Genomic DNA, 24094 nt, shown 5'->3' with positions numbered 1-24094 from the left:
CCAAGCTTCCTCGCCGCCCCTCGGGGCCCGGAGCGGCGTCGCCGCTCCGTGTGGGTCAATACTCCTGGTTCGCGTCGGCGTTCCAGTGGTACAGGGAACGCGCGGAAGCGATGCGCTTGAAGCTCTTCGGGTCGTGCTCGAGACCGGCCTTGGACAGCAGTTCGGCCAGCGTCGCGTAGTCGGCGTCGGTCATGTCCTCGAAGCGGGCATCGGCACCGAGCGACTTGACGTTGCCGCGCAGGTAGATAACCGCCTCGTACAGCGAGTCGCCGAGCGCGTCGCCGGCGTCGCCACAGATGACCATGTGGCCGGCCTGGGCCATGAAGCCGGAGAAGCTGCCGACGCTGCCGCCGACGACGATGTCGCCGCCCTTCAGCGAGATGCCGCAGCGCAGACCGGCGTCACCGTCGATCACCAGCAGACCGCCGTGGGCGGTGGCGCCGGCGCCGTTCGAGGCAAAGCCCTTCACATGTACGGTGCCGCTCATCATGTTCTCGGCGACACCGGTGCCGGCGCTGCCGTGGATGACGACGCGAGCGTGCTTGTTCATGCCGGCGGCGTAGTAACCCGCATGGCCATGCACCTCGACCGTGACCGGCTGGTTCAGGCCGACCGCGATGTTGTGCGCGCCGTCCGGGTTCAGCACCGAAATGTGGCGCTTGTCGCCCTCCTCAAGACCCTTGTGCAGGAAGGTGTTCATCTCGGTCAGCGACGAGCTGGCGAGATCAAAGGTCATGCGTTCCATACGTACATCTCCTCGGGCGCGGGTTCGAACACGTTGGCGTGCTTGACGCCAGGCAGGTGGGCCAGCGAACGGAACTCCGACGCGATCGCGACGTAGTCGTCGGTTTCGGCCACAACGGCGGGCTTGCAGGCGAAGGGGTCGCGGATCAGCGCAAGCTTGTCCGGCGTGCCCATCAGGAAAGTGAAGAAGCCGTCGAGTTCGTCGAAGCCCTTCTGCAGCGCGACTTCCAGGTCGTCGCCTTCACGCAGACGCCATTCGAGGAAGCGGCAGGCGGCTTCGGTGTCGTTGTCGGTTTCGAAGTGGATGCCGGCCGGCGTCAGCTTGCGGCGGATCGAGTTCGGGTTCGACAGCGAACCGTTGTGCACCAGGCAGAAGTCTTCGCCGGCGGTGAAGGGGTGTGCGCGATCCGGCGTCACCGCCGATTCGGTCGCCATGCGGGTGTGACCCACCAGGTGCGAACCCTTCATCGACTTGAAGTCGTAGCGGTCTGCGACCTGCGCCGGCGTGCCGATGTCCTTGTACAGGTCGATGGTGCGACCGGTGCTCAGGATGTGCAGCTTCGGATGGTTCTCGCGCAGCCAGCGCTTGACCAGTTCCGGCGACACGGCGAAGGACAGCACGGCATGGTTGTGCTTGACGTCGATGTGCGCATCGACATCGAGGTGTTCCTTCAGCGCGTGCGTCAGGCCGTGCCAGTTGAAGTCGGCACCGTCGTCGGTGAGGCCCGAGTACAGGCTCAGCTTGCGCGAGTTCTCAGCAAGCGTGTCGCCGAACACGGCCAGACCCGCCGAGTCCGGACCGCGCTCGGTCATGCCGATCAGCATGGGCACCATCAGTTCGCCCAGGCGTTCCTTCAATGCCGGTGTCTTGACCAGCAAACCCACGATTCCACACATAACAGTTCTCCGGGGATGATCAGAAGAATTCGAGGTAGCTGTTCACTTCCCAATCGGAAACGTGACGCATGTACTCGACCCACTCCATATGCTTGAGGCGCAGGAACTCGTTGACGACCGGACCCAGAGCACCACGGATCACTTCGTCCTTTTCGAGCGCCACCAGCGCCTCATGCAGGTTCTGCGGCAGTACGCGGATGCCGGCGGCATCGAGCTGCGCCTGGCTGTAGTCGTACAGGTTGTCGTTCTGCGGCGCGCCCGGATCGAGCTCGTTGATCACCCCGTCCATGCCGGCGGCGATGACCGCGGCCGTCGCGAGGTAAGCGTTGCAGGAAGCGTCCGGCAGGCGCAGTTCCAGGCGGCCGCCCGGGCTGCGGATCATGCCGCTGCGGTTGTTGCCGCCGTAGCAGATGTAGGCCGGTGCCCAGGTGGCGCCGGTCAGCGAGCGACCGACCACCAGACGCTTGTATGAATTGACCGTCGGGCAGCACAGCGCAGCCAGTGCCGGCGCGTGCTTGAGCAGGCCGGCGGCCCAGTGGTAGGCCAGCTTGGACAGGGCGAGGCCGTTCTTGTCCGACTTGTCCTCGAACAGGTTGCGCTTGCCGTCGCCGATGCTCATGTGCATGTGCAGGCCGTTGCCCGGACGGTTCGAGAACGGCTTGGGCATGAAGGAGCAGATCAGGCCCAGTTCGGCGGCGATCTCCGCGGCACCCATCTTGAAGAAGGTGTAGTGGTCGCAGGAGGTCAGCGCGTCGGTGAAGGTGTAGTTGATTTCGAACTGGCCGTTCGCGTCTTCGTGGTCGATCTGATAGACGTCGATGCCGACCGCGCGCAGCGATTCGGACAGGCGTTCGAGGAAGACGCGGGCGCGCGACAGGCCCTTGTAGTCGTAACAGGGCTTGGACAGCGTGTCGCCCGGGTCGGCCGGCAGGATCTTGCCTTCGACCTTGCGCAGCAGCGAGAACTCCGGCTCCATGCCGGTGAAGAAGGTCCAGCCGCGTGCGGTGATCTGCTCCAGCTGCTTCTTCAGCACGACGCGGGTGTCGTACTCGTGCGGCTTGCCATGGGTGTGACCGTCACAGGCGATGCGGGCGTAGCCCGGCTGCCAGGGCACCAGCGACAGCGTTGACGCGTCGCCGACGGCCATGTAGTCGGCGTTGACATTGGGCGTCATGCCCATGCCCCATATCGCGAAACCGGCGAAGCCGGCGCCATCCGTGACCACGGTCTTGTAGTGCTCGGCCGGAACCGACTTCGTCTTGGCCGAACCGTGGATATCCACGAACTGCGCGAGGATGTACTTGACCTCGTTTTCCTTCAGGAACTGCTGTGCTTCGCTGGGTGACATCACATTCCCTCCCTGTCCAAACGGCTCTGATCCCACTGATTTGCGTCAGCTTCGATGACGCGCTCTTTGCTTGTTATTGCTGTGCAATCCGCCCGAGTGCATCGAGGCCGACTGCTCCACCTCCGAGATCCGCAGCCACCTCGACCAGCGTGGCCCACAGATAGCCGCCGTAGGTGCCGTCGCACCACAGGCGGAAATACGTGCCGTCGGCGCCGTCGAGCGCGATCGCGGTGACGCCGACGCCGACCATCGAGGTCATCACCAGCGGTTGCGCGCTCGGCGACAGGCTGGCGAAGTCGAAGGCGCAGGTCTGGCGGGTCAGTTCGATCGCGTTGCGGCCGGTGATCACCAGCGCGGCGTCGTAGCGCGGCACCGGATAGACGCCGGCGCCCGGCGCGGTGGCGAGCATCGTGGCGGCGCGACTGCCGCCGGCGACGTCCTCGACCAGGAACTCGGTATTGCCCATGCGCAGCACCAGCGTGCCGTCATCGAGTCGCAGATAGCTGTTCGGCCGTTCCGGCGTGGCGATGCCGAGCGCGTTGAGCCAGGCGGCGGCGCCCGGTCCCTTGACGCCGGCACGGCGGCGGAACGACAGGTCGCCGATACCGGCCAGCGGCACACGTGCAGCGTCGGCCGAACCGTAGGCGGCGACGCTCTGCATCGTTTCGACCTGGGTCCACTTCGCCGCGTGCGGCGCCTGTTCGTCGAACAGCGGACTGATGCGAGTAGGGGCGAAGGGGGCGTTCATTCGATTTCCTTCTGGCGTTCGTCTTTCGGGTCGAAGAAGGGCGTGCTGCAGACCTCGGCCGCGACCATGCTGCCGTCCGTGATGCGGATCGAGAACGGCGTACCCGGCTCGGTCATGCTGGGCAGCACGAAGGCCAGACCGATGTAGCGACCGACGTGCGGGCTCCACGAAATGCTGGTCACGCGGCCGGCGATGTCACCGTTCTCGATGATCAGGTGGCATTCCTTGGGCACTTCGCCGCTGTAGTTCTCGGCCAGGCGGAAGCCGACCAGCTTGCGCTTGAGCGGCATCTTCTTGACGATCTGCAGCGAGCGCTTGCCGGTGAAGAAGGGCTTGTCGAGCTTGACCGCCCAGTCCATGCCGACCTCGAACGGATTGGTCAGGCCGTCGGTGTCCTGGCTCACGATCAGGTGGCCCTTCTCCAGGCGCAGCAGACGCTGGGCCTCGACACCGAAGGGGCCGATGCCCGCCGATTCCCCGGCCTTCATCAGCGCGTCCCACAGCGTCGGGCCGTATTCGGCCGGCACGTGGATTTCGTAGCCCCACTCGCCGACGAAACCGACCCGCATCATGCGCACCGGAATGCCGGCGACGCTGCCGCTGCGCACCGCCAGGTAGGGGAAGGCCGCCGACGACAGGTCCATGTCGGTCAGCTGGGCCAGTACCTTGCGCGACGCCGGGCCGGCGAGGTTCATCGCCGAGTACGAGCCGGTCAGGTTGATCAGGCCGCAGTCCAGCTTCCACTCGATGTTCAGGCGCGACAGTTCGCGATAGACGGTGGCCGCACCCGAGCTGGTGGTGGTGAAGTAGAAGACGTCCTCGGCCACCCGGGCCACCACGCCTTCGTCGCTCAGCACGCCGGACTCGTCACACATGACGGCGTAGCGCGTGGCGCCCACCTTCATGTTGTCGTAGCGGCCGGTGTAGCAGCGGTTCAGGAACTCGGCCGCCTGCGGACCGCGGATTTCCAGCTTGCCCAGCGTACCGACGTCGATCAGCGCGACAGCGGTGCGCACGCGGCGCGCTTCTTCGCGGATGCAGTCGATGCGCGACTTGCCCTCGACCGCGTAGTACTCCGGACGCTCCCACGCACCGGCCTGCATGAACACCGCACCGAGCGCAGCGTGACGGCCGTGCAGCGGCGAGTGGCGCTGCGGGCTGAAGCCGCGACCGGCCAGGTGCGACAGCGGCACCGGGTGGAAGAAGGGGCGCGCGGTCGTGGTGCCGACCTGCTGCGGCGACTTGCCGGTCAGGCGCGCCAGAATGCGCAGCGCCGTCATGTTCGAGTGCTTGCCCTGGCTGGGGCCCATGCCGACGGTCGAGAAGCGCTTCAGCAGCTCGATGTTGTCGTAGCCTTCCTGCACCGCGTTCTCGAAATCCTTCACCTGCAGGTCTTCGTCGAAATCGACGAAGTTCTTGCCGTCCGGATGGGCGACGATGGGCCAGGCGTGCGACGGCGATTCGGTTTCGGGCGGCACGTTGACGCTGCCCGCCGTGCCGTGACCGGCGTGCGCCGCGGCGGCGAGGCCGGCGCGCTGACCGTCGGCGATGCGCGACTCCAGCTTGAACACGCCATTGACGCGACCACAGGCGAACACGCCTTCCGGCAGCTGGTCCGGCACGAACTGCTGCAGCAGTTCGTCGAAGCGCATCTTGGTGCCGGCCTGGTACAGCAGGTTGGCAGCCGGCGCCCAGCCGGTGCTCATGGCCAGACCATCACAGGCGATGCGACGCTGCGAACCCGACACCACGCGGCCCGAGCCGTCGATGCGGCAGGCGGTGATGCCGGCCAGTTCGCCCTTGCCGTCGGCGTGCGCCTCATAGACGGCGTGGCCGGCGAGGATTTCGACACCCTTGGCGCGCAGTGCGTCGGCTTGTGCCGACGGCGGCACGCTGGCGCGCATGTCGAGCACGGCGGCGACGCTGGCGCCGGCAGCGATCAGGTCGAGCGCGACGCGGTAACCGTCGGCGTTGGCCGCCAACACGACGGCGTTGCCCGCCGGCTTGACGGCGTAGCGATAGATCAGGCGCTGCATCGCCGAGCCGTTCATGACGCCCGGCAGGTCGTTGTTGCGGAACACCGCCGGCTGTTCGAAGGCGCCGCTGGCAACGATGACCGCCTTGGCGCGCATCTTCGTCATCTTGTCGGCGTCGATCAGCGGCACCCACTGGTCGGCGTAGTAGGCACCGGCGTAGGTACCTTCCAGCAGACGGATGTTGGCGTGCGCCTTCACCTTGTCGAGCAGCGCGCGGGTCTGCTGACGACGGATGGCGTCGCCACCGAGCTGATAGAGACCGCTGCCACCGGCGCGTGCGTTCTCATCGCAGATCACCACGCGGGCACCGGCATCGGCGGCCGACAGCGCGGCCGACAGACCGGACGGACCGGCGCCGATCACCAGCACGTCGCAGAAGTCGTAGCGCTTGGCGGTGCGGATGTGCGGCGTCGAGAAGTTGACCACGCCGAGGCCGGTGATGCGGCGGAACACGCGCTCCCACATCGGGAACAGGCGCTTGTTGTGGAAGGCCTTGTAGTAGAAGCCGACCGGCAGGAAGCGGGCGAACATGCCCAGGTGACGCGCGCGGTCATTGGCCAGACCGCCGAAGGTGTTCACCGCGGTCAGGTCCATGCCCTCGCGCACGGCGACCACGTCTCCGCGGGTGTTCAGCTTCTGGCCGTCCTGCACCATCACGTTCACGTCGTGGTTGGCGGCGGACAGGATGCCGCGCACGCGGTGGTACTTGAAGCTGCGGCCCTGGGTGCGCTGACCGGCCGCCCACAGCGCGCTGGCGATGCTGTCGCCAGCGACGGCTTCAAAGGCGCGACCTTCAAAACGGAACCGGACAGTGCGGCTGCGATCGAGCCACTCGTCGGGCATTGCGGGCAGGCGCATCACTTGTCTTCTCCATGCAGATAGGTGCGCAGCACCTTGTCCTTTTCGGTATCGCGCTCGGCGATGAACCAGGTGTTCGACGGCGTGTGGCACCACCATTCCTTCTTCACGCCGGGTGCGCCATTGCGGTTGAACACGTAGTCGGCCCACTGCTCGTCGGTGCAGGTGTCGGCGTCGGGCGCCGGACGGATTTCGCCCCAGTAGGCGAACTCCGAAATCGGACGCGTGCCGTTCATCGGACAGGTCATCAGTTTCATGTCGTCGTCTCCGCTCTCTGTTCTGCGCTCAGTGACCCACGCTCGCCGCACCCTTCTCGCCGGTCAGCGAGTAGTTGCGGAAGCGGTCGAGCGAGAAGCCGGTGATCAGCTCGTGCGGCTTGTCATTGACGGCGGTCCAGGCCATGGTCTTGCCGCAGACCGGCGTCGCCTTGAAGCCCCAGGTACCCCAACCGGAATCGAGGTAGAAACCTTCGACCGGGGTCAGACCCATGATGGGCGCGAAGTCCGGCGTCATGTCGGCCATACCGGCCCACTGGCGCACCACCTTGGAATGCGACAGGAAGGGGAACATGTCGAGCAGGTGAGCGGCGAGGCCTTCCGGGAAGTCCAGCGTCGAGCGCGTCGATTGCACTTCGTACGGATCGAGCGAGGCGCCCATCACCAGTTCGCCGCGGGCACTCTGGCTGACATAGATGTGCAGGCTGCCGGACACCAGGATGGTGTCGAGCCAGGGCTTCATCGGCTCGCTCACCATGGCCTGCAGCGGATGCACGAAGATGGGCGTCTTGAAGCCCACCATGTCGGTGATGCGCGGCGTAAAGCCGGCGACCGCACAGATGACCTTGTTGGTCGAGATGAAACCCTTGGTGGTGTGTACACCGACCACCTTGCCACCCTTGACCTCGATGCCGGTGACTGCGGTCTGCTGGTGGATTTCCGCACCGCGCATGTCCGCACCGCGACCGTAACCCCAGGCCACCGCGTCGTGGCGGGCCACGGCACCCGGCGCGTGGTACAGCGCGCCCTGGATCGGCGCGTGGCCGCCACAGGACAGATCGATCTGCGGGGTCTGGCGCTTCACTTCTTCCGGACCCACCACTTCGGACGCGATGCCGTAGTGCTTGTTCACCTCTGCGCGCCAGCGCATGGTGCGCATCGCGGAGTCGGTGTGGGCCAGCGTGAAGTGGCCGCGCGTCGAGTAGAAGAGGTTGAGGTCGAACTCGGTGACAGGTCCTGCCACAGCTGGACCGACTTGTCGTAGAACTTGACGCCTTCGGGCGTCAGGTAGTTCGAGCGGATGATGGTGGTGTTGCGGCCGGTGTTGCCGCCACCGATATAGCCCTTTTCGAGCACCGCCACGTTGGTGATGCCGTGATCACGGGCGAGGTAGTAGGCGCTGGAGAGGCCGTGGCCACCCCCGCCGATGATCACCACGTCGTACGAGGGCTTGAGCTTGTCGTGAGCCGTAAACATCCGGGGTTCCGGATGGGACTTCGACAGACCGAATCGCAATAGGCGCCAGGGCATGTGCTTTCCTGTTGTCCAGACTGAAAGGGTGTCGCTTCTGCTGCAATGCAGCGTGTTTCGGGTGAAGCAACTTTTTTTCGAATCATGAACCTTTTTGTACCCAAGTCAACTTAAATTCTTCTTATGAAACCCCGCGTGTAAGATAACGGTCACAAGGGACAGGTAGAGGCCCAGTCTGGAGGCGGAAAAGCAATGAGTACACAAGACGGCGTCATGGAAGGGGAGCTGGAGCGCTACCTCGGAAACACCATCCGGGAGCTGCGCCGGGCGCACGGCCTGACGATTGCCGATATTTCGGAGCGCGCCGACATCAGCCGCGGCATGCTGTCGCGCATCGAGAACGGCCAGACCGCCACCAGCCTCGACGCGCTGTCACGCATCGCGCGCGCGCTCGGCGTGTCGCTGTCGGCGCTGTTCAAGAACTACGAGACGGAGGGCGGCGGCGCGCAGCTGATCAAGGCCGGCGAGAGCATGGAAGTGGCCCGCCGCGGCACACGCAGCGGTCACACCTACCACCTGCTGTCCTACCACCAGGGCCCGACCAAGCTGTTCGAGCCCTTCCTGATCACGATCGAGCAGGAAAGCGAAACCTTCCCGGTGTTCGAACACCCGGGCACGGAGTTCATCTACATGCTGGAGGGCCGCATCGAGTACCGGCACGGCAAGACGGTGTACGACCTGCAGCCGGGCGACGCGCTCACCTTCGACGGCAACGTGCCGCACGGCCCGGAAAAGCTGACCAAGGTGCCCATCCGCTTCCTGTCGATCACGATCTACCCGGAAGCCGGGCATGAGTGAGTGTTTCAGGAGCAGGGGCTAGAGACCAGGGGTCAGGGGCTGGAGCGCCCCTGGCCAGCACCTTTCAGCTCAGGCGACGACTTCCCTTGAAGTGATGGTGTAGCTGAAACCGGCCGGGTCGAGGCTGTCAAGGCGACCGGCAGCGGTTTCGCCCTGCGGATACATCAGGAAGGGCACGGCGGCGCCGTTCGACCCAGGCAGTGCGATGTCGTGAGCGACGTTGTAGGCCAGCCAGTTCATTTCCCACGCGCCGAAAAGCTTGTTCCGCGCGGCAACGACGACGTCGTCCTTCAGCGTCAGCCCCGGACGCTCTTCCAGCACCACCTTGCGCACGTCGGCCGGATCGACCGGCACCCAGCCGTAGCCGGCCAGCCACACCTCGGCGCGGCAGTGCTGCGCCTTCGTGATGTCGCCGCTCTTGCCCAGGCTCTTGTAGCCGAACTTCGAATCGGCCACGCGGATGCCATAGACGTCGCGCGCCGGCAGTCCGACCGAGCGGGCAAGGCCGACGAACAACGCATTCAGGTCGGCGCACTTGCCCGACAAGTTGCCGCTTTCCAGCATGCTGCGGATGTCGCCCAGTCCACAGCCGCGCGTCTTCGGATTGCGCTCCGTGTTGTCGCAGATCCACTCGTACAGCGCACGGGCGCGGTCGGTGTCGGTCTTCGCGCCGCGCGTCGCCTTCTGCGCGGTGTCGAGCACGATGCCGTCGGTCGGCAGCAGTTCGGTCGGCTGCGTGAACAGGCGCCGCTCGGCCGCGTCGAGCGGCGGTACCGCGCTCGGCGCAGCGAAGTCGATCGCGCGGTCGCGGGTGGCGAAGCGGCTGACCACCTCGATCTCCGGCGCGGCTTGCCCGGCGCTCCACTGCGCGACCAGCATGCGTGCGCCATAGACCGTGTCCTCGGCTACACCGGCGCGCGCGGCGTTGCCGCTCCATTCGTTGCCCAGCGCACGGATCCAGTCGTCGTTGTTCAGCGACGGCAGCGGAATCCACACCGTTACCGCCTGATCGCTGGCCACCGGCGTCACCCGGGTCACCACCTCGTAGGAGCGCCAACCACTCGCCGGCGACGGATCGAAGCCGGCCGGGGCGGCGCGCAACGCGCCGGGCAGTGAGGCCGACAGGCCGGCCAGCGCACTGGCGTGAATGAAACGACGACGATCCATGGACATTCTCCAGACGAAATTCAATCAGCGCATCAGGCGCTGCAGTTGTTCGCGCACCGCCGATGCATTCCAGTTGACCACGCCCTGCGCCCGCGCCACCACGCGATGCCGGCCGTCGAGCACCACGGTGTAGGGCAGCAGGCGCACACCCCAAGCCTTGCTGATGCGCTGCTCGCGATCGAACAGCAGCGGCAGCGCGACGCCCGCCTGATCGAGGAAGCGGCGGGCATCGGCGTCGCGGTCGGCGACGGCGATGATCAGCACAACGACACCCCTGTCGGCGAGCGCCTGCAGCGCCGGCATTTCCTCGCGACAGGGTTCGCACCACGACGCCCAGAAATTCACCAGCACCGGACGACCGGCGTAAGACGCGAGCCGTGCCGCAAGGTTCGCGTCGCCCTGAGGCAGCGCCGCCGGCTCGACCGGTGTCAAGGCGGCCGCACAAAACGGCGCCGAGCACAGCGCCAGCAGGCAGGCCGTCACACGGCCGGCACGCAGAACGGACGGAAACATGTGCGCACGAAGGATGAGTCGAAGCGCGCAGTGTAGTGGCAGCCGCTCCGCATTTCATCCGTTCGCCCCGCCCGGTCCCTGTCACGCCGCTGTCACCACCCCGTCACCGGCCTGCATTGGGCGGCGATGACACTGTGCATATGCGTCGCGACGATCCCCGCACCGACATCGCCTTCACCGTCGAACGCCTGCAGGCGGCGGACGAGGCATTGCGCATTGCCGTCGTGACCGAGACCTGGCCGCCCGAGGTCAATGGCGTGGCGATGAGCCTGAAACGCATGGTGGACGGCTTGCTCGCGCGCGGGCATCGGGTGCAGCTGATCCGGCCGAAGCAGCACGCGACCGACGCGCCACTGCGCGACGGCCCGCTGCGCGAGGTGCTGGCACGCGGCGTGCCGATCCCGAAGTACGGCAGCCTGCGCGTCGGCCTGCCGGCCAAGCAGAAGCTGGCCCGGCTATGGACGCTGGAGCGACCCGACCTCGTGCACCTGGTCACCGAAGGCCCGCTCGGCTGGTCGGCGATGGCGGCGGCGCGCAAGCTCAAGCTGCCGGTGACCAGCGACTTCCGCACCAACTTCGACGCCTACAGCGCGCACTACGGCATCCGCTGGCTGAAACGGCCGATCGCCGCCTACCTGCGCCGCTTCCACAACCTCGGTCACGCCACCTTCGTGCCGACGCAGGCGCTGCAGGCGCAGCTGACCGACTGCGGCTACCGCAATATCGAAGTCGTGTCGCGCGGCGTCGATACCGCGCTGTTCTCGCCGGCACGCCGCAGCCAGGCACTGCGCGCAGCGTGGGGCGCCGCGCCGGACGATCTGGTGGTGGCCTTCGTCAGCCGCCTGGCACCGGAAAAGAACCTCGATCTGGTCGCCCGCGCCTTCGAAGCGCTGCGCCGCGAGCGGCCGGAGGCACGCATGCTGTGGGTCGGCGACGGACCGGCGCGCGAAACGCTGGCGCAGCAGTATCCGCACCACCTGTTCGCCGGCATGCGCAGCGGCGAGGATCTGGCCACTCACTACGCCAGCGCCGACCTGTTCCTGTTCGGCAGCCTGACCGAAACCTTCGGCAACGTGCTGACCGAAGCGCTGGCCAGCGGCCTGCCGGTGGTGAGCTACGCCCAGGCGGCCGCGGCCGAACTGATAGAACCCGGCCGCAATGGCCTGCTGGCGCCGCCGGGCGACGAAGCGACCTTCATCGAACAGACCTTGCGCGCCGGCCGCGACGACACGCTGCGCGCCGCGATGGCGACCGGTGCGCGACGCAGCGTCGAGCAGCTGGACTGGAACAGCGTGGCGGACACCTTCGCCCGCCGGCTGCGCAACGCTGTCAGCAGCGCCGAAACGCTGCGCCGGGCACGCGACGACGCCTTCTGAAGGCCTGCCGGTGCCGCTCGAGGCGCCGTATACTCGCGGTTTTCCCGCTACCGGCACGCCCTCCATGTCCGTCCTCATCTGCGGCTCCATCGCCTACGACAACATCATGGTCTTTCCGGACCGCTTCAAGCACCACATCCTGCCGGACCAGATCCACATCCTGAACGTGTCCTTCCTGGTGCCGGACATGCGGCGCGAATTCGGCGGCTGCGCCGGCAACATCGCCTACAACCTGAAGCTGCTGGGCGGCGAACCGCTGATGATGGCCACCGTCGGTCAGGACGCCGGCCCCTATTTCGAGCGCTTCGCCGCGCTCGGCATCCCGGTCACTCACGTGCGCCGCGTCGATGACGCCTTCACCGCGCAGTGCTTCATCACCACCGACCTCGACGACAACCAGATCACCGCCTTCCATCCGGGCGCGATGAGCTTTTCGCACGAGAACCGGGTCGGCGACGCACAGGGCGTGAAACTGGGCATCGTCGCCCCGGACGGCCGCGACGGCATGGTGACGCACGCGCAGCAGTTCGCCGACGCCGGCATCCCCTTCGTGTTCGATCCGGGTCAGGGCATGCCGATGTTCAACGGCGACGACCTGCTGCACTTCCTCGAACTGGCGACCTGGTGCACGGTCAATGATTACGAGGCGCGCATGCTGTGCGACCGCACCGGCCTCAGCGAAGCGCAGATCGCCGAGCGCGTTGACGCGCTGATCGTGACCCGCGGCGGCGAAGGTTCGCGCGTCTATCACGGCGGCACGGTGACCGAAGTGGCCTGCGTACCGGCTGACGCGTTGCTCGACCCGACCGGCTGCGGCGACGCCTATCGCGGCGGTCTGCTGTACGGTCTGTCGCGCGGCGCGGATGTCGTGTCGTCGGCCCGCCTGGCATCGGTGATGGGGGCGATCAAGATCGCCAGCCGCGGCGGTCAGAACCACGCGCCGACGCGTACCGAGATCGAGCGCCGCTTCCGTGCCACCTATGGCAGCTCGCTCGATTTCTGACCCGGAGCACGGAAACAACTGCTCACGATTGCAGCATCGCCGGTTCATTGCCGGCGCGTTAAATGAGGTGGTTTGCCGGCATCGTGCCGGCAGCGATCCGACGGAGAGATGAAATGAATCGCTTGGCGCTTGCCGCGCTGATGACGGCCGGACTGGTGCTGGCCGGCTGCCAGTCCAGCCTGTCCGGTGACACGTATTCGCGCGATCAGGCGCGGCGCGAAATGTCGGTACGCATGGGTACGGTCGAAGCCGTGCGCGCGGTCACCATCGAGGGCACCAAGTCGCACGTCGGTACCGCCAGCGGTGCCGCCATCGGCGGCCTGGCCGGTGGACGCGGTTCGACCGCAGGCGCCATCGCCGGCGCAGTGGTCGGCGGCGTCGCCGGTGCATTGATCGAGGAAGGCGCGACCCGCCGTTCCGGTCAGGAAATCACGATACGTCTGGACAGCGGCAACGTGATCGCCGTGGTGCAGGAAGGCGACGAGAAGTTCAACCCGGGCGACCGCGTGAAACTGGTCGGCTCCAGCGGCAATACGCGGGTCAGCCGCTACTGATGTCGGTCTGCGTGTGCGGCAGCGGCCGCCCGGCGGACGCCTGCTGCGCGCGCTTCCATGCCGGCGAAGCGGCACCGACGCCGGAGGCGCTGATGCGTTCCCGCTACAGCGCCTTCGTACTCGATCTGCGCGACTACCTGCTGGCCACCTGGCATCCGACGACGCGCCCTGCTGCGCTGCCGCCGCCTGAGCCGGGCCTGAAATGGCTCGGGCTGGAGGTGAAGCGCAGCGCGTTGCAGGACGCCGATCACGGCACGGTCGAATTCGTCGCCCGCAGCAAGCTGGGCGGACGGGCGCACCGCCTGCACGAAAACAGCCGTTTCGTGCAGGAGGACGGCCGCTGGTACTACGTCGATGGAGATTTCGAGCGCTGAGCGCGACTGAAGGGCGGAGCTTCGATATTCAGAGGCCCCGCTGCCGGCAGCGGGGCGGTTCTCTGACCGCGACAGTGCGGATAGACCTGCGCTGTCGATGATGACGGGCGCCGTCGCGGGAAGACCACGCCCAAAGGATTCTTTGCACCGAAGCCCGTCGGCAACGACTCAGTAGTCGTCGTCGTTCGCGACCTCGTCCTCTTCGTCTTCCTCGTACTCGTCGTCCGCCTCTTCGGCGACGCGGGCTTCGAGGAAGGCCTTGAAATCGTCCGGGTCACAGAACTCGTCGATGAAATCGGCGAGTACGCTGACCACCATGTCGGGGTCCCAGTCGCACTGGTCGGCGGCGTCGTGGATCAGCTTTTCGGTGCTCATTGTCTTTCTCCCGAAGGAACACTGACGAGGGTGAGAACGGCTTTTGCAGCCTAGCACAGCCTCATTGCTTCGCCACCGTATCGGCGTTCTGGCCGAACAGCAGCTTGCGCGACTGCTCGTCCACGACCGGCTTGTCGCTGACCTGGGCGCCGCGCTCGTACGCGCGCACGGTGGCGGTGCGGGCACGTATCGATTCGAACCAGCGCTTCAGGTGCGGAAAATCGTCCAGATCCATCTGCTGGCGCTTGTGCGGCACCACCCACGGGTAGCTCGCCATGTCGGCGATCGTGTAGTCGTCGCCGGCGATGAAGGCGCGGTCCGCCAGATGCTTGTTCAGCACGCCATACAGGCGGCCGGTTTCGTCAACGTAGCGCTTGATTGCGTAGGCGATCGCCTCCGGCGCGTACTGGACGAAATGGTGATTCTGCCCGGCCATCGGCCCAAGGCCACCGACTTGCCAGAACAGCCATTCGAGCGCCTGCACCCGGGCACGCAGATCGGCCGGCAGGAACTTGCCCGTCTTTTCCGCGAGATAAAGCAGGATGGCGCCGGACTCGAACACCGACAGCGGCGCCCCGCCGTCGGCCGGTGCGTGATCGACGATTGCGGGCATTCGGTTGTTCGGCGAGATGGCCAGGAATTCGGGGCGAAACTGCTCGCCGGCACCGATATTGACCGGCACGATGCGGTGCTCGACGTTCGCTTCTTCGAGGAACATCAATACCTTGTAACCGTTCGGTGTCGGCCAGAAATGAAGATCGATCACGATGCGCTGCCTCGGAATGAATGCCGTCGCGTCCAGCCTACCCTGCCGCTGCGGTTTCTGTCTGCCCGAGCTGTAAGCCGCCGTGTCGGATGGCGCACCGCCGCCACGTACAATGTCGCTTTCTCGCAACTGCCTCGCCCATGCTCCAGCACGCCATCATCCCGGTCACCCCGTTCGCCCAGAACTGCACCCTGCTGTGGTGCGACGAAACGATGAAGGGCGCCGTCGTTGACCCGGGCGGCGATCTCGACCGCGTGCTGGCCGAGGTGAAGCGCCACGGCATCTCGCTGGAAAAGATCCTGATCACCCACGGCCACCTCGATCACGCCGGCGCGACACAGGACTTGGCGGAACAGTTCGATCTGCCGATCGAAGGGCCGCACCCGGACGACAAGTTCTGGATAGACGGCTTCCCGGTGCAGGCGCAGATGTTCGGTTTCCCGCCCTGTCGCCCCTTCGTGCCGACCCGCTGGCTGGCCGACGGCGACACCGTGACGGTGGGCAAGGTGACGCTGGACGTGGTGCACTGTCCCGGCCACACGCCGGGCCACGTGGTGTTCGTTGACCGCGCCGGCCGCCTGGCCCAGGTCGGCGACGTGCTGTTCGCCGGCTCGATCGGCCGCACCGACTTTCCGCGCGGCAACCACGGCGACCTGATCCGTTCCATCCGCGAAAAACTGTTCCCGCTGGGTGACGACATCCGCTTCATCCCCGGCCACGGCCCGATGTCCACCTTCGGCGAGGAACGAAAGTACAACCCCTACGTGGGCGGAAACCACTGATATGCAACTCGAACGCATCCTGCAGAGCCAGGGCTTCGGCACCCGCCGCGAATGCCGCGCGCTGGTGCGCCTCGAACGCGTCACCGTTGGCGGTGAAATGATCGACGACCCCTTCGTCGAACTCGACCCCGAGGGCCTGGAATTCACCGTGAACGGCCAGCCCTGGCGCTACCACGAGAAGGCCTATGTGATGCTGCACAAGCCGGCCGGCTACGAGTGCTCGCAGAAGCCCAAGCACCACCCGGCGGTGTTCACGCTGCTGCCCTCGCCACTGGTGGTGCGCGCGGTGCAATGCGTCGGCCGGCTCGACGAGGACACCACCGGCCTCTTGCTGCTGACCGACGACGGCCAGTTCATCCACAAGCTCACCTCGCCCAAGCACGGCGTGCTGAAGCGCTATGTCGCGACCACCAAGCATCCGGTCGACGACGCCCAGCTCGCCGCGCTGCGCGGCGGCGTCGAACTGAACGACGCGCCCGGCATATCGGTGGCCGCGCACACGGTCGAGCAGATTGACGCGAACCGCCTGTCGATCACGATAGGCGAAGGCAAGTACCACCAGGTCAAGCGCATGGTGGCCGCCGCCGGCAACCGCTGCGAGGCGCTGCACCGGGTCGCGGTCGGCAGGCTGGAACTGCCGGCCGACCTGGCGCCGGGCGAGTGGCGCTGGATCGACCCGTCGGAGGTGTGAGCGCATGGCCATACAGACCGATTCCCTGCCCAGCGGCCCGCGCATCGTATCGGCCGCGCCCGCCAGCCCGCAGGAGGACGCGCTGGAGCGCGCACTGCGGCCGAAGCGGCTCGACGAATACATCGGCCAGCAGAAGATACGCGACCAGCTCGACATCTTCGTCGCCGCCGCGCGCGGCCGCGGCGAACCGCTGGACCACGTGCTGCTGTTCGGCCCGCCGGGCCTCGGCAAGACCACGCTGGCCCACATCGTCGCCGCGGAAATGGGCGTCAATCTGCGTCAGACCTCGGGCCCGGTGCTGGAGCGCGCCGGCGATCTGGCGGCAATACTCAGCAACCTCGAACCGAACGACGTGCTGTTCATCGACGAAATCCACCGCCTGAGCCCGGTGGTGGAGGAAATCCTCTACCCGGCGCTGGAGGATTTCCAGATCGACATCATGATCGGCGAAGGCCCGGCCGCTCGCTCGATCAAGCTCGACCTGCCGCCGTTCACGCTGGTCGGCGCCACCACGCGCGCCGGCATGCTCACCAATCCGCTGCGCGACCGCTTCGGCATCGTCGCCCGGCTGGAATTCTATTCGGCCGACGAACTGGCGCTCATCGTGCGTCGCTCGGCGCGCCTGCTCGACTGCGCGATCGACGACGCCGGCAGCCTTGAAATCGCCCGCCGCTCGCGCGGTACGCCGCGCATCGCCAACCGCCTGCTGCGCCGCTGCCGCGACTACGCGCAGGTGAAGGCGAACGGCGAGATCACGCGCGAAGTGGCCGACGCCGCACTGATCATGCTGGACGTGGACAGCGTCGGCCTCGACCTGATGGACCGCAAGCTGCTCGAAGCGGTGATCGACAAGTTCGACGGCGGCCCGGTCGGCGTAGACAACCTCGCCGCCGCCATCGGCGAATCGCGCGACACCATCGAGGACGTGCTGGAGCCCTATCTGATCCAGCAGGGCTATCTGCAGCGCACGCCACGCGGCCGCATCGCCACCGCGGCCATCTATCGCCATCTCGGTTTCAATGCGACTGGGCCGGCCGTCGCCTCGCTGTGGGACGACAAGCCGGAAGGCTGACGCGCGCGATCAGCGCTCGCCGTCGGTCGTGCGGCGGCGCATCTCGTCGAGCGCCGAATCGAAGCGCGCGTCGCCGGCGCGGATGTTCTCGATGTACACCTCCCACGCCTCGACGCCCTGGCGGGCGGCGATCAGTTCGCCCGGCCGCAGCGCGAACGCGCGGTCCTCGGCGCGGGTGCGCAGCTTGGGCGGCGTGAACAGCACCAGCATCTCTCCGCGCGCGAAAATTTCTTTCGCCAGCGCAACGCGCCGCGACGCGGCCGCCGGGCCGATCGAACCATTGGGCGTGGTGACGCGGCCGGTCAGTGAATCGACGCCGGTGTAGAGCGCCGGATCGCGCGGGTTCTGGCCGGCCTCGATCAAATCGTCGATCTGCGCCATCACCTCGTCACGCCGCTGCGGCTCTTCCAGCAGCAGCGGGAACACCGCCGCGTTAAGGCGTTTCGAGTAGTCCTCGAAATTCAGCTTGACCCGCATCGCCACCGCCTCGTCCGTCACGTTGCGGCCGAGCGCGTCGAAAGCCTGAACCGCGCGCCCCACTTCCTCGATGGCCACCCGGGCCAGCAGTGCGGCACGAGCGTGGTGATGGTGACGCAGCAGCAGCGGCGCTTCGTGCAGCAGCTGGCGGGCGTTGTCGATGGCCACGTCACGGATGGTGCGCAGCAGACGGGAACTGAGGGGGATGGTGGCGAAGGATGCGGATGACACGGCTTTGCTCCGGTTACGCAGATGGACGGACCGGCTCGTGGCCGGCAGTCGTGAATCAGCATACCCAGCACGCCGTAACGCGTCCAGATGCCGACGCACCGGCTCAGCCGGCGAGCGCGCGCTCGATGAAATGACGCGGCACGCGGGTCTTCGGCACGCGGCCGCCGAACCAGGCGCGCACGTCCTCGTCCAGGCCGATGCCGTGCATGTAGTTGTACAGCGCCTTGTTCAGCGCGGCGCCCATCGCGTCGTGGTCGGTACCGACCGGGTCGATGAAGCCGACGTCGTTTTTCGCGAAGGTGACCGGCGGCAGCGGCAGCAGCGTCACGCCGTAGTCCTCCGGGTGCATGCCGACCGGCGAATGCACGGTACAGGCGAAGCGATGGAAGAAGCCGCTCTGGATGCAGCCGTGCTCGAACAGCTGGCGCACGTATTCCAGCGCATCGACCGTGTCCTGCACGGTCTGCGTCGGAAAGCCGTACATCAGGTAGGCGTGCACCAGGATGCCGGCGTCGGCGAAGCCGCGCGTGACGCGCGCGACCTGCTCGACCGACACGCCCTTCTTCATCAGCTGCAGCAGCCGGTCGCTCGCCACTTCCAGTCCGCCGGAAATGGCGATGCAGCCGCTGTCGGCCAGTTCCAGGCACAGCTCCGGCGTGAACGACTTCTCGAAGCGGATATTGCCCCACCACGAAATGCTCACATCACGCCGCTTCAGTTCGGCGGCGAAGGCGCGCAGCGACTTCGGCGGCGGCGCCTCGTTGACCAGATGGAAACCGCTCTGTCCGGTCTCGGCGACGATGGCTTCGACGCGATCGACCAGCGTGCTCGCACTCGCCGCGTCGTAGCGCGAAATGTAGTCGAGGCTCACGTCGCAGAAGCTGCACTTCTTCCAGTAGCAGCCGTGCGCCACCGTGAGCTTGTTCCAGCGCCCGTCCGACCACAGCCGGTGCATCGGATTGAGCATGTCGAGCAGCGACAGGTAGCGGTCCAGCGGCAGACCGGCCCAGGTCGGCGTTCCGACCTCGTCGAACGGAATGTCCGGCTCGACGAAGTTCACGTACTTCACCACACCGTCCTCACGCAGGAAGGTGCGCACCAGTCGCTGTCGGGAGCGGCCACCGGCGAGGTGGTCGAGCAGCGCCAGCAGCGGCCGCTCGCCGGCGTCCAGCGTCACGTAATCGAAGAAGTCGAACACGCGCGGCTCGGCCAGTTCGCGCAGTTCGGTGTTGACGAAGCCGCCGCCGAGCACGGTGACGATGGACGGATCGACCGCCCGTATCGTCTGCGCGATGCGAAAGGCCGCGTACACGGCGCCGGGAAAGGGCACCGACAGCAGCACCACGCGCGGCGTGTGGCGCGCCAGCGCTTCGCGCGTCAGCCGGTCGAGCGCGCGGTTGACCAGGGTGGGCGTTGCAGCCAGCGCCTGCGCCAGCGGGTCGAAGCTGGGCTGGCTCTGCGCCAGCGATTCGGCGTAGCGGACGAATTCGAAGCGCGGGTTGACGGCTTCGCGTATCGCATCGGCGACGTCGTTCAGGTAGAGCGTCGCGAAATGGCGTGCACGGTCCTGCACGCCCAGTGCGCCGAAGGCCCAGGCCAGCGGATCGCCGCCGTCCGGGTCGATGTAGGCCTCCAGCGATTCGAAGCGCGGCCCTTCGGGCAGAAAGCCGCGCGACACGATGCGGTGCGCCAGCGTCGGATCGCGCCCCTGCAGGAAAGCGAGCACCGGCGCCATGGTCGCCGCGTAGCGCGAATGCTGCGCCGCGAAACTGGCGGCGGCGCGCGGGCGCTTCTTCTGCGGCAGCGCGTCGCAGGCCTCGCGCAGCGCCACCAGACCCTCGCGCGACAGCAGGTCCAGCACCAGCGTCAGCGCCAGATCCTCCTGCACCGCATCGACGCCGCGCGAGCGCAGGAAACCGGTCAGATAGGCGGTGGACGGATAGGGCGTGTTCAGCTGCGTCATCGGCGGAATGACGGACAGCACACGGGGCGACGGGGTCGAGGAAGCGGGCGCGCTCATGGTGGATACGGCGGTGCGACAAGCCGCGCAGCGTACCCGAAGGCGCGCCGATCCGCGCAATACCTCACGACTGACCGCTCGCGGCATCGGTGACCACGCCGGGTTCCCAAATATTTACTCGGCAATTCGCTGCACACCCCTACCATCACGGCGATACGAGCGCGAAGGTCCGTCAACGCCGTACCGAGGAGAGAGGCCACGATGCCCGAATCACCCACCGAAGCTGGACCGCCGTCCGTCGCAGTGCTGATCGAGGCACTGGCGGCCGATGCCGGTGACCGCGCGGCGCTGATGCGCAGCGACGGCAGGAGCCTGTCGCGCGCCGAGCTCGCCCGACGCACCCGCCTGCTGGCGCAGCGGCTCCGCGCGCTCGCCATCGCGCCGACCGACCGGGTGGCGGTGCTCGCGCCCAATGGCATCGACATGGCGCTGGCCGTGCTGGGCACAATGCGCGTCGCCGCCTGCGCACCACTCAATCCGCAGTATGGGCCGGCCGAACTGGCCTTTTACCTCGACGATCTCGCGGCACGTGCGCTGGTCGTCACCGGCGACAGCCCGGCGCTGGCGCGCGAGATCGCGGCGCAGCGCGGTCTGCCGGTGATCGAGGCGGGCGAAGCGCTGTGGGCGACCGGCGACGCGCCGCTGCCGCCGACACCGGCGTCCGACGACATCGCGCTGGTGCTGCACACCTCGGGCACCACCTCGCGTCCGAAGCAGGTTCCGCTGAGCCACGCCAACCTCGCCGCGTCGATGGCCCACATCGTCGCCGCGCTGCAACTCGGCGCTGACGACTGCGCACTGAACGCGATGCCGCTGTTCCACATCCACGGCCTGGTCGCCGGCCTGCTGGCGCCGCTGGCCGCCGGCGGCCGCACCGTATGCGCACCGGCACTGCGCCTGCCCGACTTCTTCGACTGGCTCGATGCCTGCGGCGCCACCTGGTATTCGGCGGTGCCAACCATGCACCAGGCCGTGCTCGCTGCCGCCGACGGTCGCCGGCCGCAACGCCCGCTGCGCTTCGTGCGCTCGTCGTCGGCCGCGCTCGCCCCCGCCACGCTGGCCGCGCTCGAAGCGCGCTTCGGTTGTCCGGTCATCGAGGCCTACGGCATGACCGAGGCGGCGCACCAGATGGCCAGCAACCCGTTGCCGCCGGGCGTGCGCAAGCCCGGTTCGGTCGGCCTGCCAGCCGGCCCGGAAATCGCCGTCATCGACGCCGCCGGTGCGCCGCTGGCCGCCGGCGCGCGCGGCGAGATCGCCATCCGCGGCGCCAACGTGATGCGTGCCTACCACGCCCATCCGGAGGCCAACCGCAGCGCCTTCACCGCGGGCTGGTTCCGCACCGGCGACGAGGGCTATGTCGATGCCGAGGGCTATCTGCACATCACCGGACGGCTGAAGGAAATGATCAACCGCGGCGGCGAGAAGATCACGCCACGCGAAATCGACGAAGCGCTGCTGACCCACCCGGACGTCGCGCAGGCGGTCGCCTTCGCGGTGCCGCACCCGACGCTGGGCGAAGACGTCGCCGCCGCCGTCGTGCCGCGGCCGGGCAGCGCCATCGGGCCGGAAGCGCTGCGCGCATTCCTGTTCGGCCGGCTGGCCGACTTCAAGGTACCGAGCGAGGTGCTGCTGCTGGCCGAAATTCCGAAGGGACCGACCGGCAAGGTGCAGCGCATCGGTCTGGCCGAAAGGCTGCAGGCGCTGCGCACGCCGGACTTCGTCGCGCCGCGCGACGTGGTCGAGGACATCCTCGTCCAGTCCTGGCAGGACGTGCTGGGCGGCGACATCGGCGTGCACAACAACTTCTTCGCGCTCGGCGGCGACTCGCTGAAAGCCACCCGGGTGGTCGCCCGCATCGTGTCGGTACTGCCGGTCGATCTGCCGACTGCGCTGCTGTTCCGCCACCCGACGGTCGCCACCCTCGCCGACGCAGTGCGGCAGACACTGGACCCGTCGGTGATTGCCGAGATCGAACGCATCCTCGACGAACTGGCGCCACTGCCCGCAACCGGCGACGAACAGGATGCGCGCCCCGTCTGATCGGAAGCGCCGGACCGACGCGGTACTCCACCGCCTGGCCGCGCTCGCGCCGGCGCATCGGGACGCCCTGCGCGACGCGTTGCAGGCGCGCCGCGTGCGCGGTCACGACGCGGTCGCGCAGGCGCTGGCCGCACTCGGCATCACCCATCTGTACGCAATGCCCGGCCTGCCGATCGACGAGACGATCGGCGCCTGCTCACGGGCCGGCCTGACCGTCACCGGCGTCCGTCACCAGCAGGCGACGGTGATGATGGCCGCCGCCCACAACTACATCGCCGGCCGCCTCGCCGCGGTGGCCATGGTGTCCAGCGGCGTCGCGGTGACCAATGCGATGACCGGCGTGCAGGTCGCGCAGGACAACGGCTGGCCGGTACTGCTGCTTGCCGGTGCAGTCGAGCAGGCCGCCGCCGGCATGGGTGCCTTCACCGAACTGGACGGCATGCGCGCAATGCGTCCGCTGGCCAAGGACTGTCTGCGCGCCGGCAGCACCCCCGGCATCGGCCGCACGCTGGCCGCCGCCGCCCGCATCGCCTGCGACGGACGCCCGGGTGCCGTCCATGTCAACCTGCCGGAGGACAGTCTGAGCGGCTTCGCCGTCGCTGCGCCGGTCGATATCGGCGCACCACCCGCGGGCACACCGCCGGACACCGCTGCCCTCGATCGCGCCGCCGACCTGCTGCTCGGCGCGCGCGCACCGCTGCTGGTGTTCGGCAAGGGTGTGCGCTGGGACGACGCCTACCGCCCGCTGCGCGCGCTGGTTGACCATCTGCAACTGCCCTTCGTCGCTTCGCCGATGGGCCGCGGCCTGCTGCCGGACGATCATCCGCTTTCGCGCACTGCCGATCAGAGCCGCGCGCTGGCCGCCGCCGACTGCGTGCTGCTGGTCGGCGCCCGGCTGAACTGGACCTTCCGCTACGGCGCAGAAATCCGTCCCGGCACGCCCATCGTGCAGATCGACTGCTGCGACGCCGCCTTCGCCGAGGGCCCACCGCGCGCGCTGACGCTGACCGGTCGCGCCGGCACGCTGCTGCCGTCCCTGCTCGACCGGATCCGGCAGCGCCAGCCCCTTCCTGCGACGTCGCCCGACAGTACGGAGTGCGTCATCGCAGCGCCGCCGGCCGCAGCCGCCGACCGGCCGACGCCGGACGAGGTCGCTGCGGCACTGGTCGCCACACTGCCCGCCGACGCGATCACCGTGCTCGACGGCAACGTGACGCTGCTGGCGGCACAGAAACACATCGTCGTCCGCCAGCCGCTGTCGCGGCTGACGCCGGGCACCAGCGGCTGCATGGGCAGCGGCCTGCCGTTCGCCATCGCCGCCGCGCGTGCGGGCAATGGCCGGCCGGTCGTGCTGGTCACCGGCGACATGGCACTGGGTCTCAATTTCTTCGAACTCGAAACGGCGGTGCGGCACGGAATCAAGCTCGTCGTCATACTGCTGAACAACGACGGTCCGTCCGGCGAACGCCGTCAGCACAAGGCCTTTCCGGCCGGCCACGGCGCGCGGCTGCTGGCCTACCGCCAGGGCCTGCGCTACGACCGGATGGCGCAGCAGCTCGGCGTGCGCATCGAACAGGCGGACAGTCCGGCGACGCTGCCGGCGGCACTCACGCGGGCACTGGGCGGTGACGGGCCGGCGTTGATACAACTACAGGTCGATCCGCTGGCAAGCTGATCGAGAGGGGGAGCGCATGAGGA

General features: G+C 67.6%; 22 protein-coding genes and 1 pseudogene. 10 read left to right on the top strand and 13 right to left on the bottom strand.

Annotated features, from left to right (window positions below; translation table 11 throughout):
- Positions 1 to 55: 55 nt before the first annotated feature.
- The 7 genes and pseudogenes from ACQ66H_RS02035 to ACQ66H_RS02005 all read right to left on the bottom strand — a co-directional run bounded on the left by ACQ66H_RS02035 (position 56) and on the right by ACQ66H_RS02005 (position 8157).
- Positions 56 to 745: a protein glxC gene (locus ACQ66H_RS02035; RefSeq protein WP_019915621.1), complete on the bottom strand. Its 690-nt coding sequence runs from the start codon at positions 743 to 745 to the stop codon at positions 56 to 58.
- The gene (locus tag ACQ66H_RS02030) at positions 733 to 1641 is read right to left on the bottom strand and encodes a class II glutamine amidotransferase (protein WP_020163141.1); all 909 of its coding nucleotides are present in this window, start codon (positions 1639 to 1641) and stop codon (positions 733 to 735) included. Before ACQ66H_RS02030 ends, ACQ66H_RS02035 begins: the two co-directional genes overlap by 13 nt.
- Before the next feature lie 19 nt (positions 1642 to 1660).
- Positions 1661 to 2989 (bottom strand): type III glutamate--ammonia ligase, encoded by a 1329-nt coding sequence (gene glnT, locus ACQ66H_RS02025; protein ID WP_430432601.1) that lies wholly within the window; start codon positions 2987 to 2989, stop codon positions 1661 to 1663.
- Between the two features lie 73 nt (positions 2990 to 3062).
- Positions 3063 to 3737 (bottom strand): hypothetical protein, encoded by a 675-nt coding sequence (locus ACQ66H_RS02020; protein WP_019915627.1) that lies wholly within the window; start codon positions 3735 to 3737, stop codon positions 3063 to 3065.
- Positions 3734 to 6631: a 2Fe-2S iron-sulfur cluster-binding protein gene (locus ACQ66H_RS02015; protein ID WP_430432600.1), complete on the bottom strand. Its 2898-nt coding sequence runs from the start codon at positions 6629 to 6631 to the stop codon at positions 3734 to 3736. The genes ACQ66H_RS02020 and ACQ66H_RS02015 overlap by 4 nt, the downstream gene beginning before the upstream one ends.
- Complete coding sequence (locus tag ACQ66H_RS02010; RefSeq protein ID WP_019915629.1) at positions 6631 to 6888, bottom strand: sarcosine oxidase subunit delta; 258 nt, start codon at positions 6886 to 6888, stop codon at positions 6631 to 6633. The genes ACQ66H_RS02015 and ACQ66H_RS02010 overlap by 1 nt, the downstream gene beginning before the upstream one ends.
- 28 nt (positions 6889 to 6916) lie before the next feature.
- Positions 6917 to 8157: pseudogene (locus tag ACQ66H_RS02005) on the bottom strand (FAD-dependent oxidoreductase).
- A gap of 213 nt (positions 8158 to 8370) precedes the next feature.
- Between ACQ66H_RS02005 and ACQ66H_RS02000 the strand changes: the two are divergent.
- Positions 8371 to 8955, top strand: a complete 585-nt coding sequence (locus ACQ66H_RS02000; protein ID WP_019915631.1) for a helix-turn-helix domain-containing protein — start codon at positions 8371 to 8373, stop codon at positions 8953 to 8955.
- A gap of 69 nt (positions 8956 to 9024) precedes the next feature.
- Here the strand turns inward: ACQ66H_RS02000 and ACQ66H_RS01995 are convergent, their stop codons facing one another.
- Positions 9025 to 10122 carry a transglutaminase-like domain-containing protein gene (locus ACQ66H_RS01995; protein ID WP_430432599.1) on the bottom strand — a complete coding sequence of 366 codons (1098 nt, stop codon included), beginning with the start codon at positions 10120 to 10122 and terminating at the stop codon, positions 9025 to 9027.
- 24 nt (positions 10123 to 10146) lie between these two features.
- Positions 10147 to 10635 (bottom strand): TlpA family protein disulfide reductase, encoded by a 489-nt coding sequence (locus ACQ66H_RS01990; protein WP_430432598.1) that lies wholly within the window; start codon positions 10633 to 10635, stop codon positions 10147 to 10149.
- A 140-nt stretch (positions 10636 to 10775) separates the two neighbouring features.
- Here ACQ66H_RS01990 and ACQ66H_RS01985 point away from each other — a divergent pair, with 140 nt between their 5' ends.
- The 4 genes from ACQ66H_RS01985 (at position 10776) to ACQ66H_RS01970 (ending at position 13942) form a co-directional block, all read left to right on the top strand.
- The gene (locus ACQ66H_RS01985; protein WP_430432597.1) at positions 10776 to 12011 is read left to right on the top strand and encodes a glycosyltransferase family 4 protein; all 1236 of its coding nucleotides are present in this window, start codon (positions 10776 to 10778) and stop codon (positions 12009 to 12011) included.
- 64 nt (positions 12012 to 12075) lie between these two features.
- The gene (locus ACQ66H_RS01980; protein WP_430432596.1) at positions 12076 to 13014 is read left to right on the top strand and encodes a carbohydrate kinase family protein; all 939 of its coding nucleotides are present in this window, start codon (positions 12076 to 12078) and stop codon (positions 13012 to 13014) included.
- A gap of 113 nt (positions 13015 to 13127) precedes the next feature.
- A complete protein-coding gene (locus ACQ66H_RS01975; RefSeq protein WP_425763595.1) occupies positions 13128 to 13568 on the top strand; it encodes a hypothetical protein in 441 nt (146 codons plus the stop codon).
- A complete protein-coding gene (locus tag ACQ66H_RS01970) occupies positions 13568 to 13942 on the top strand; it encodes a YchJ family protein (RefSeq protein ID WP_430432595.1) in 375 nt (124 codons plus the stop codon). The genes ACQ66H_RS01975 and ACQ66H_RS01970 overlap by 1 nt, the downstream gene beginning before the upstream one ends.
- 168 nt (positions 13943 to 14110) lie before the next feature.
- Here ACQ66H_RS01970 and ACQ66H_RS01965 read toward each other — a convergent pair whose 3' ends face one another.
- Together ACQ66H_RS01965 and ACQ66H_RS01960 are read right to left on the bottom strand one after the other, a co-directional pair.
- Entirely contained in the window at positions 14111 to 14317 is a 207-nt protein-coding gene (locus ACQ66H_RS01965) for a hypothetical protein (protein ID WP_019915645.1), read from the bottom strand.
- A 61-nt stretch (positions 14318 to 14378) separates the two neighbouring features.
- Positions 14379 to 15083, bottom strand: coding sequence for a glutathione binding-like protein (locus ACQ66H_RS01960; RefSeq protein ID WP_020163129.1), 705 nt, complete (start codon positions 15081 to 15083; stop codon positions 14379 to 14381).
- A 140-nt stretch (positions 15084 to 15223) separates the two neighbouring features.
- Here ACQ66H_RS01960 and ACQ66H_RS01955 point away from each other — a divergent pair, with 140 nt between their 5' ends.
- The 3 genes from ACQ66H_RS01955 to ruvB are packed head-to-tail and all read left to right on the top strand — an operon-like array spanning position 15224 to position 17628.
- Positions 15224 to 15865: an MBL fold metallo-hydrolase gene (locus tag ACQ66H_RS01955; RefSeq protein WP_430432594.1), complete on the top strand. Its 642-nt coding sequence runs from the start codon at positions 15224 to 15226 to the stop codon at positions 15863 to 15865.
- A gap of 1 nt (position 15866) precedes the next feature.
- Positions 15867 to 16556, top strand: a complete 690-nt coding sequence (locus ACQ66H_RS01950; protein ID WP_430432593.1) for a pseudouridine synthase — start codon at positions 15867 to 15869, stop codon at positions 16554 to 16556.
- A gap of 4 nt (positions 16557 to 16560) precedes the next feature.
- The gene (ruvB, locus tag ACQ66H_RS01945; protein ID WP_430432592.1) at positions 16561 to 17628 is read left to right on the top strand and encodes a Holliday junction branch migration DNA helicase RuvB; all 1068 of its coding nucleotides are present in this window, start codon (positions 16561 to 16563) and stop codon (positions 17626 to 17628) included.
- A 9-nt stretch (positions 17629 to 17637) separates the two neighbouring features.
- On the opposite strand, the gene ACQ66H_RS01940 is transcribed toward ruvB, so the two are convergent.
- Together ACQ66H_RS01940 and ACQ66H_RS01935 are read right to left on the bottom strand one after the other, a co-directional pair.
- Positions 17638 to 18336 (bottom strand): AbiV family abortive infection protein, encoded by a 699-nt coding sequence (locus tag ACQ66H_RS01940; protein WP_430432591.1) that lies wholly within the window; start codon positions 18334 to 18336, stop codon positions 17638 to 17640.
- A 103-nt stretch (positions 18337 to 18439) separates the two neighbouring features.
- A complete protein-coding gene (locus ACQ66H_RS01935; RefSeq protein WP_430435583.1) occupies positions 18440 to 20320 on the bottom strand; it encodes a B12-binding domain-containing radical SAM protein in 1881 nt (626 codons plus the stop codon).
- Between the two features lie 237 nt (positions 20321 to 20557).
- On the opposite strand from ACQ66H_RS01935, the gene ACQ66H_RS01930 reads away from it, so the two are divergent.
- Positions 20558 to 22396, top strand: a complete 1839-nt coding sequence (locus tag ACQ66H_RS01930; RefSeq protein WP_430432590.1) for a non-ribosomal peptide synthetase — start codon at positions 20558 to 20560, stop codon at positions 22394 to 22396.
- Positions 22380 to 24071, top strand: coding sequence for a thiamine pyrophosphate-binding protein (locus ACQ66H_RS01925; RefSeq protein ID WP_430432589.1), 1692 nt, complete (start codon positions 22380 to 22382; stop codon positions 24069 to 24071). Before ACQ66H_RS01930 ends, ACQ66H_RS01925 begins: the two co-directional genes overlap by 17 nt.
- Positions 24072 to 24094 lie beyond the last annotated feature (23 nt).

The sequence above is a fragment of the Methyloversatilis sp. genome (genome assembly GCF_965284615.1).
Classification (GTDB): domain Bacteria; phylum Pseudomonadota; class Gammaproteobacteria; order Burkholderiales; family Rhodocyclaceae; genus Methyloversatilis.
The sequence above is the reverse complement of the archived record's forward strand: the minus strand, read 5'-3'. Positions and strand labels throughout refer to the sequence as shown.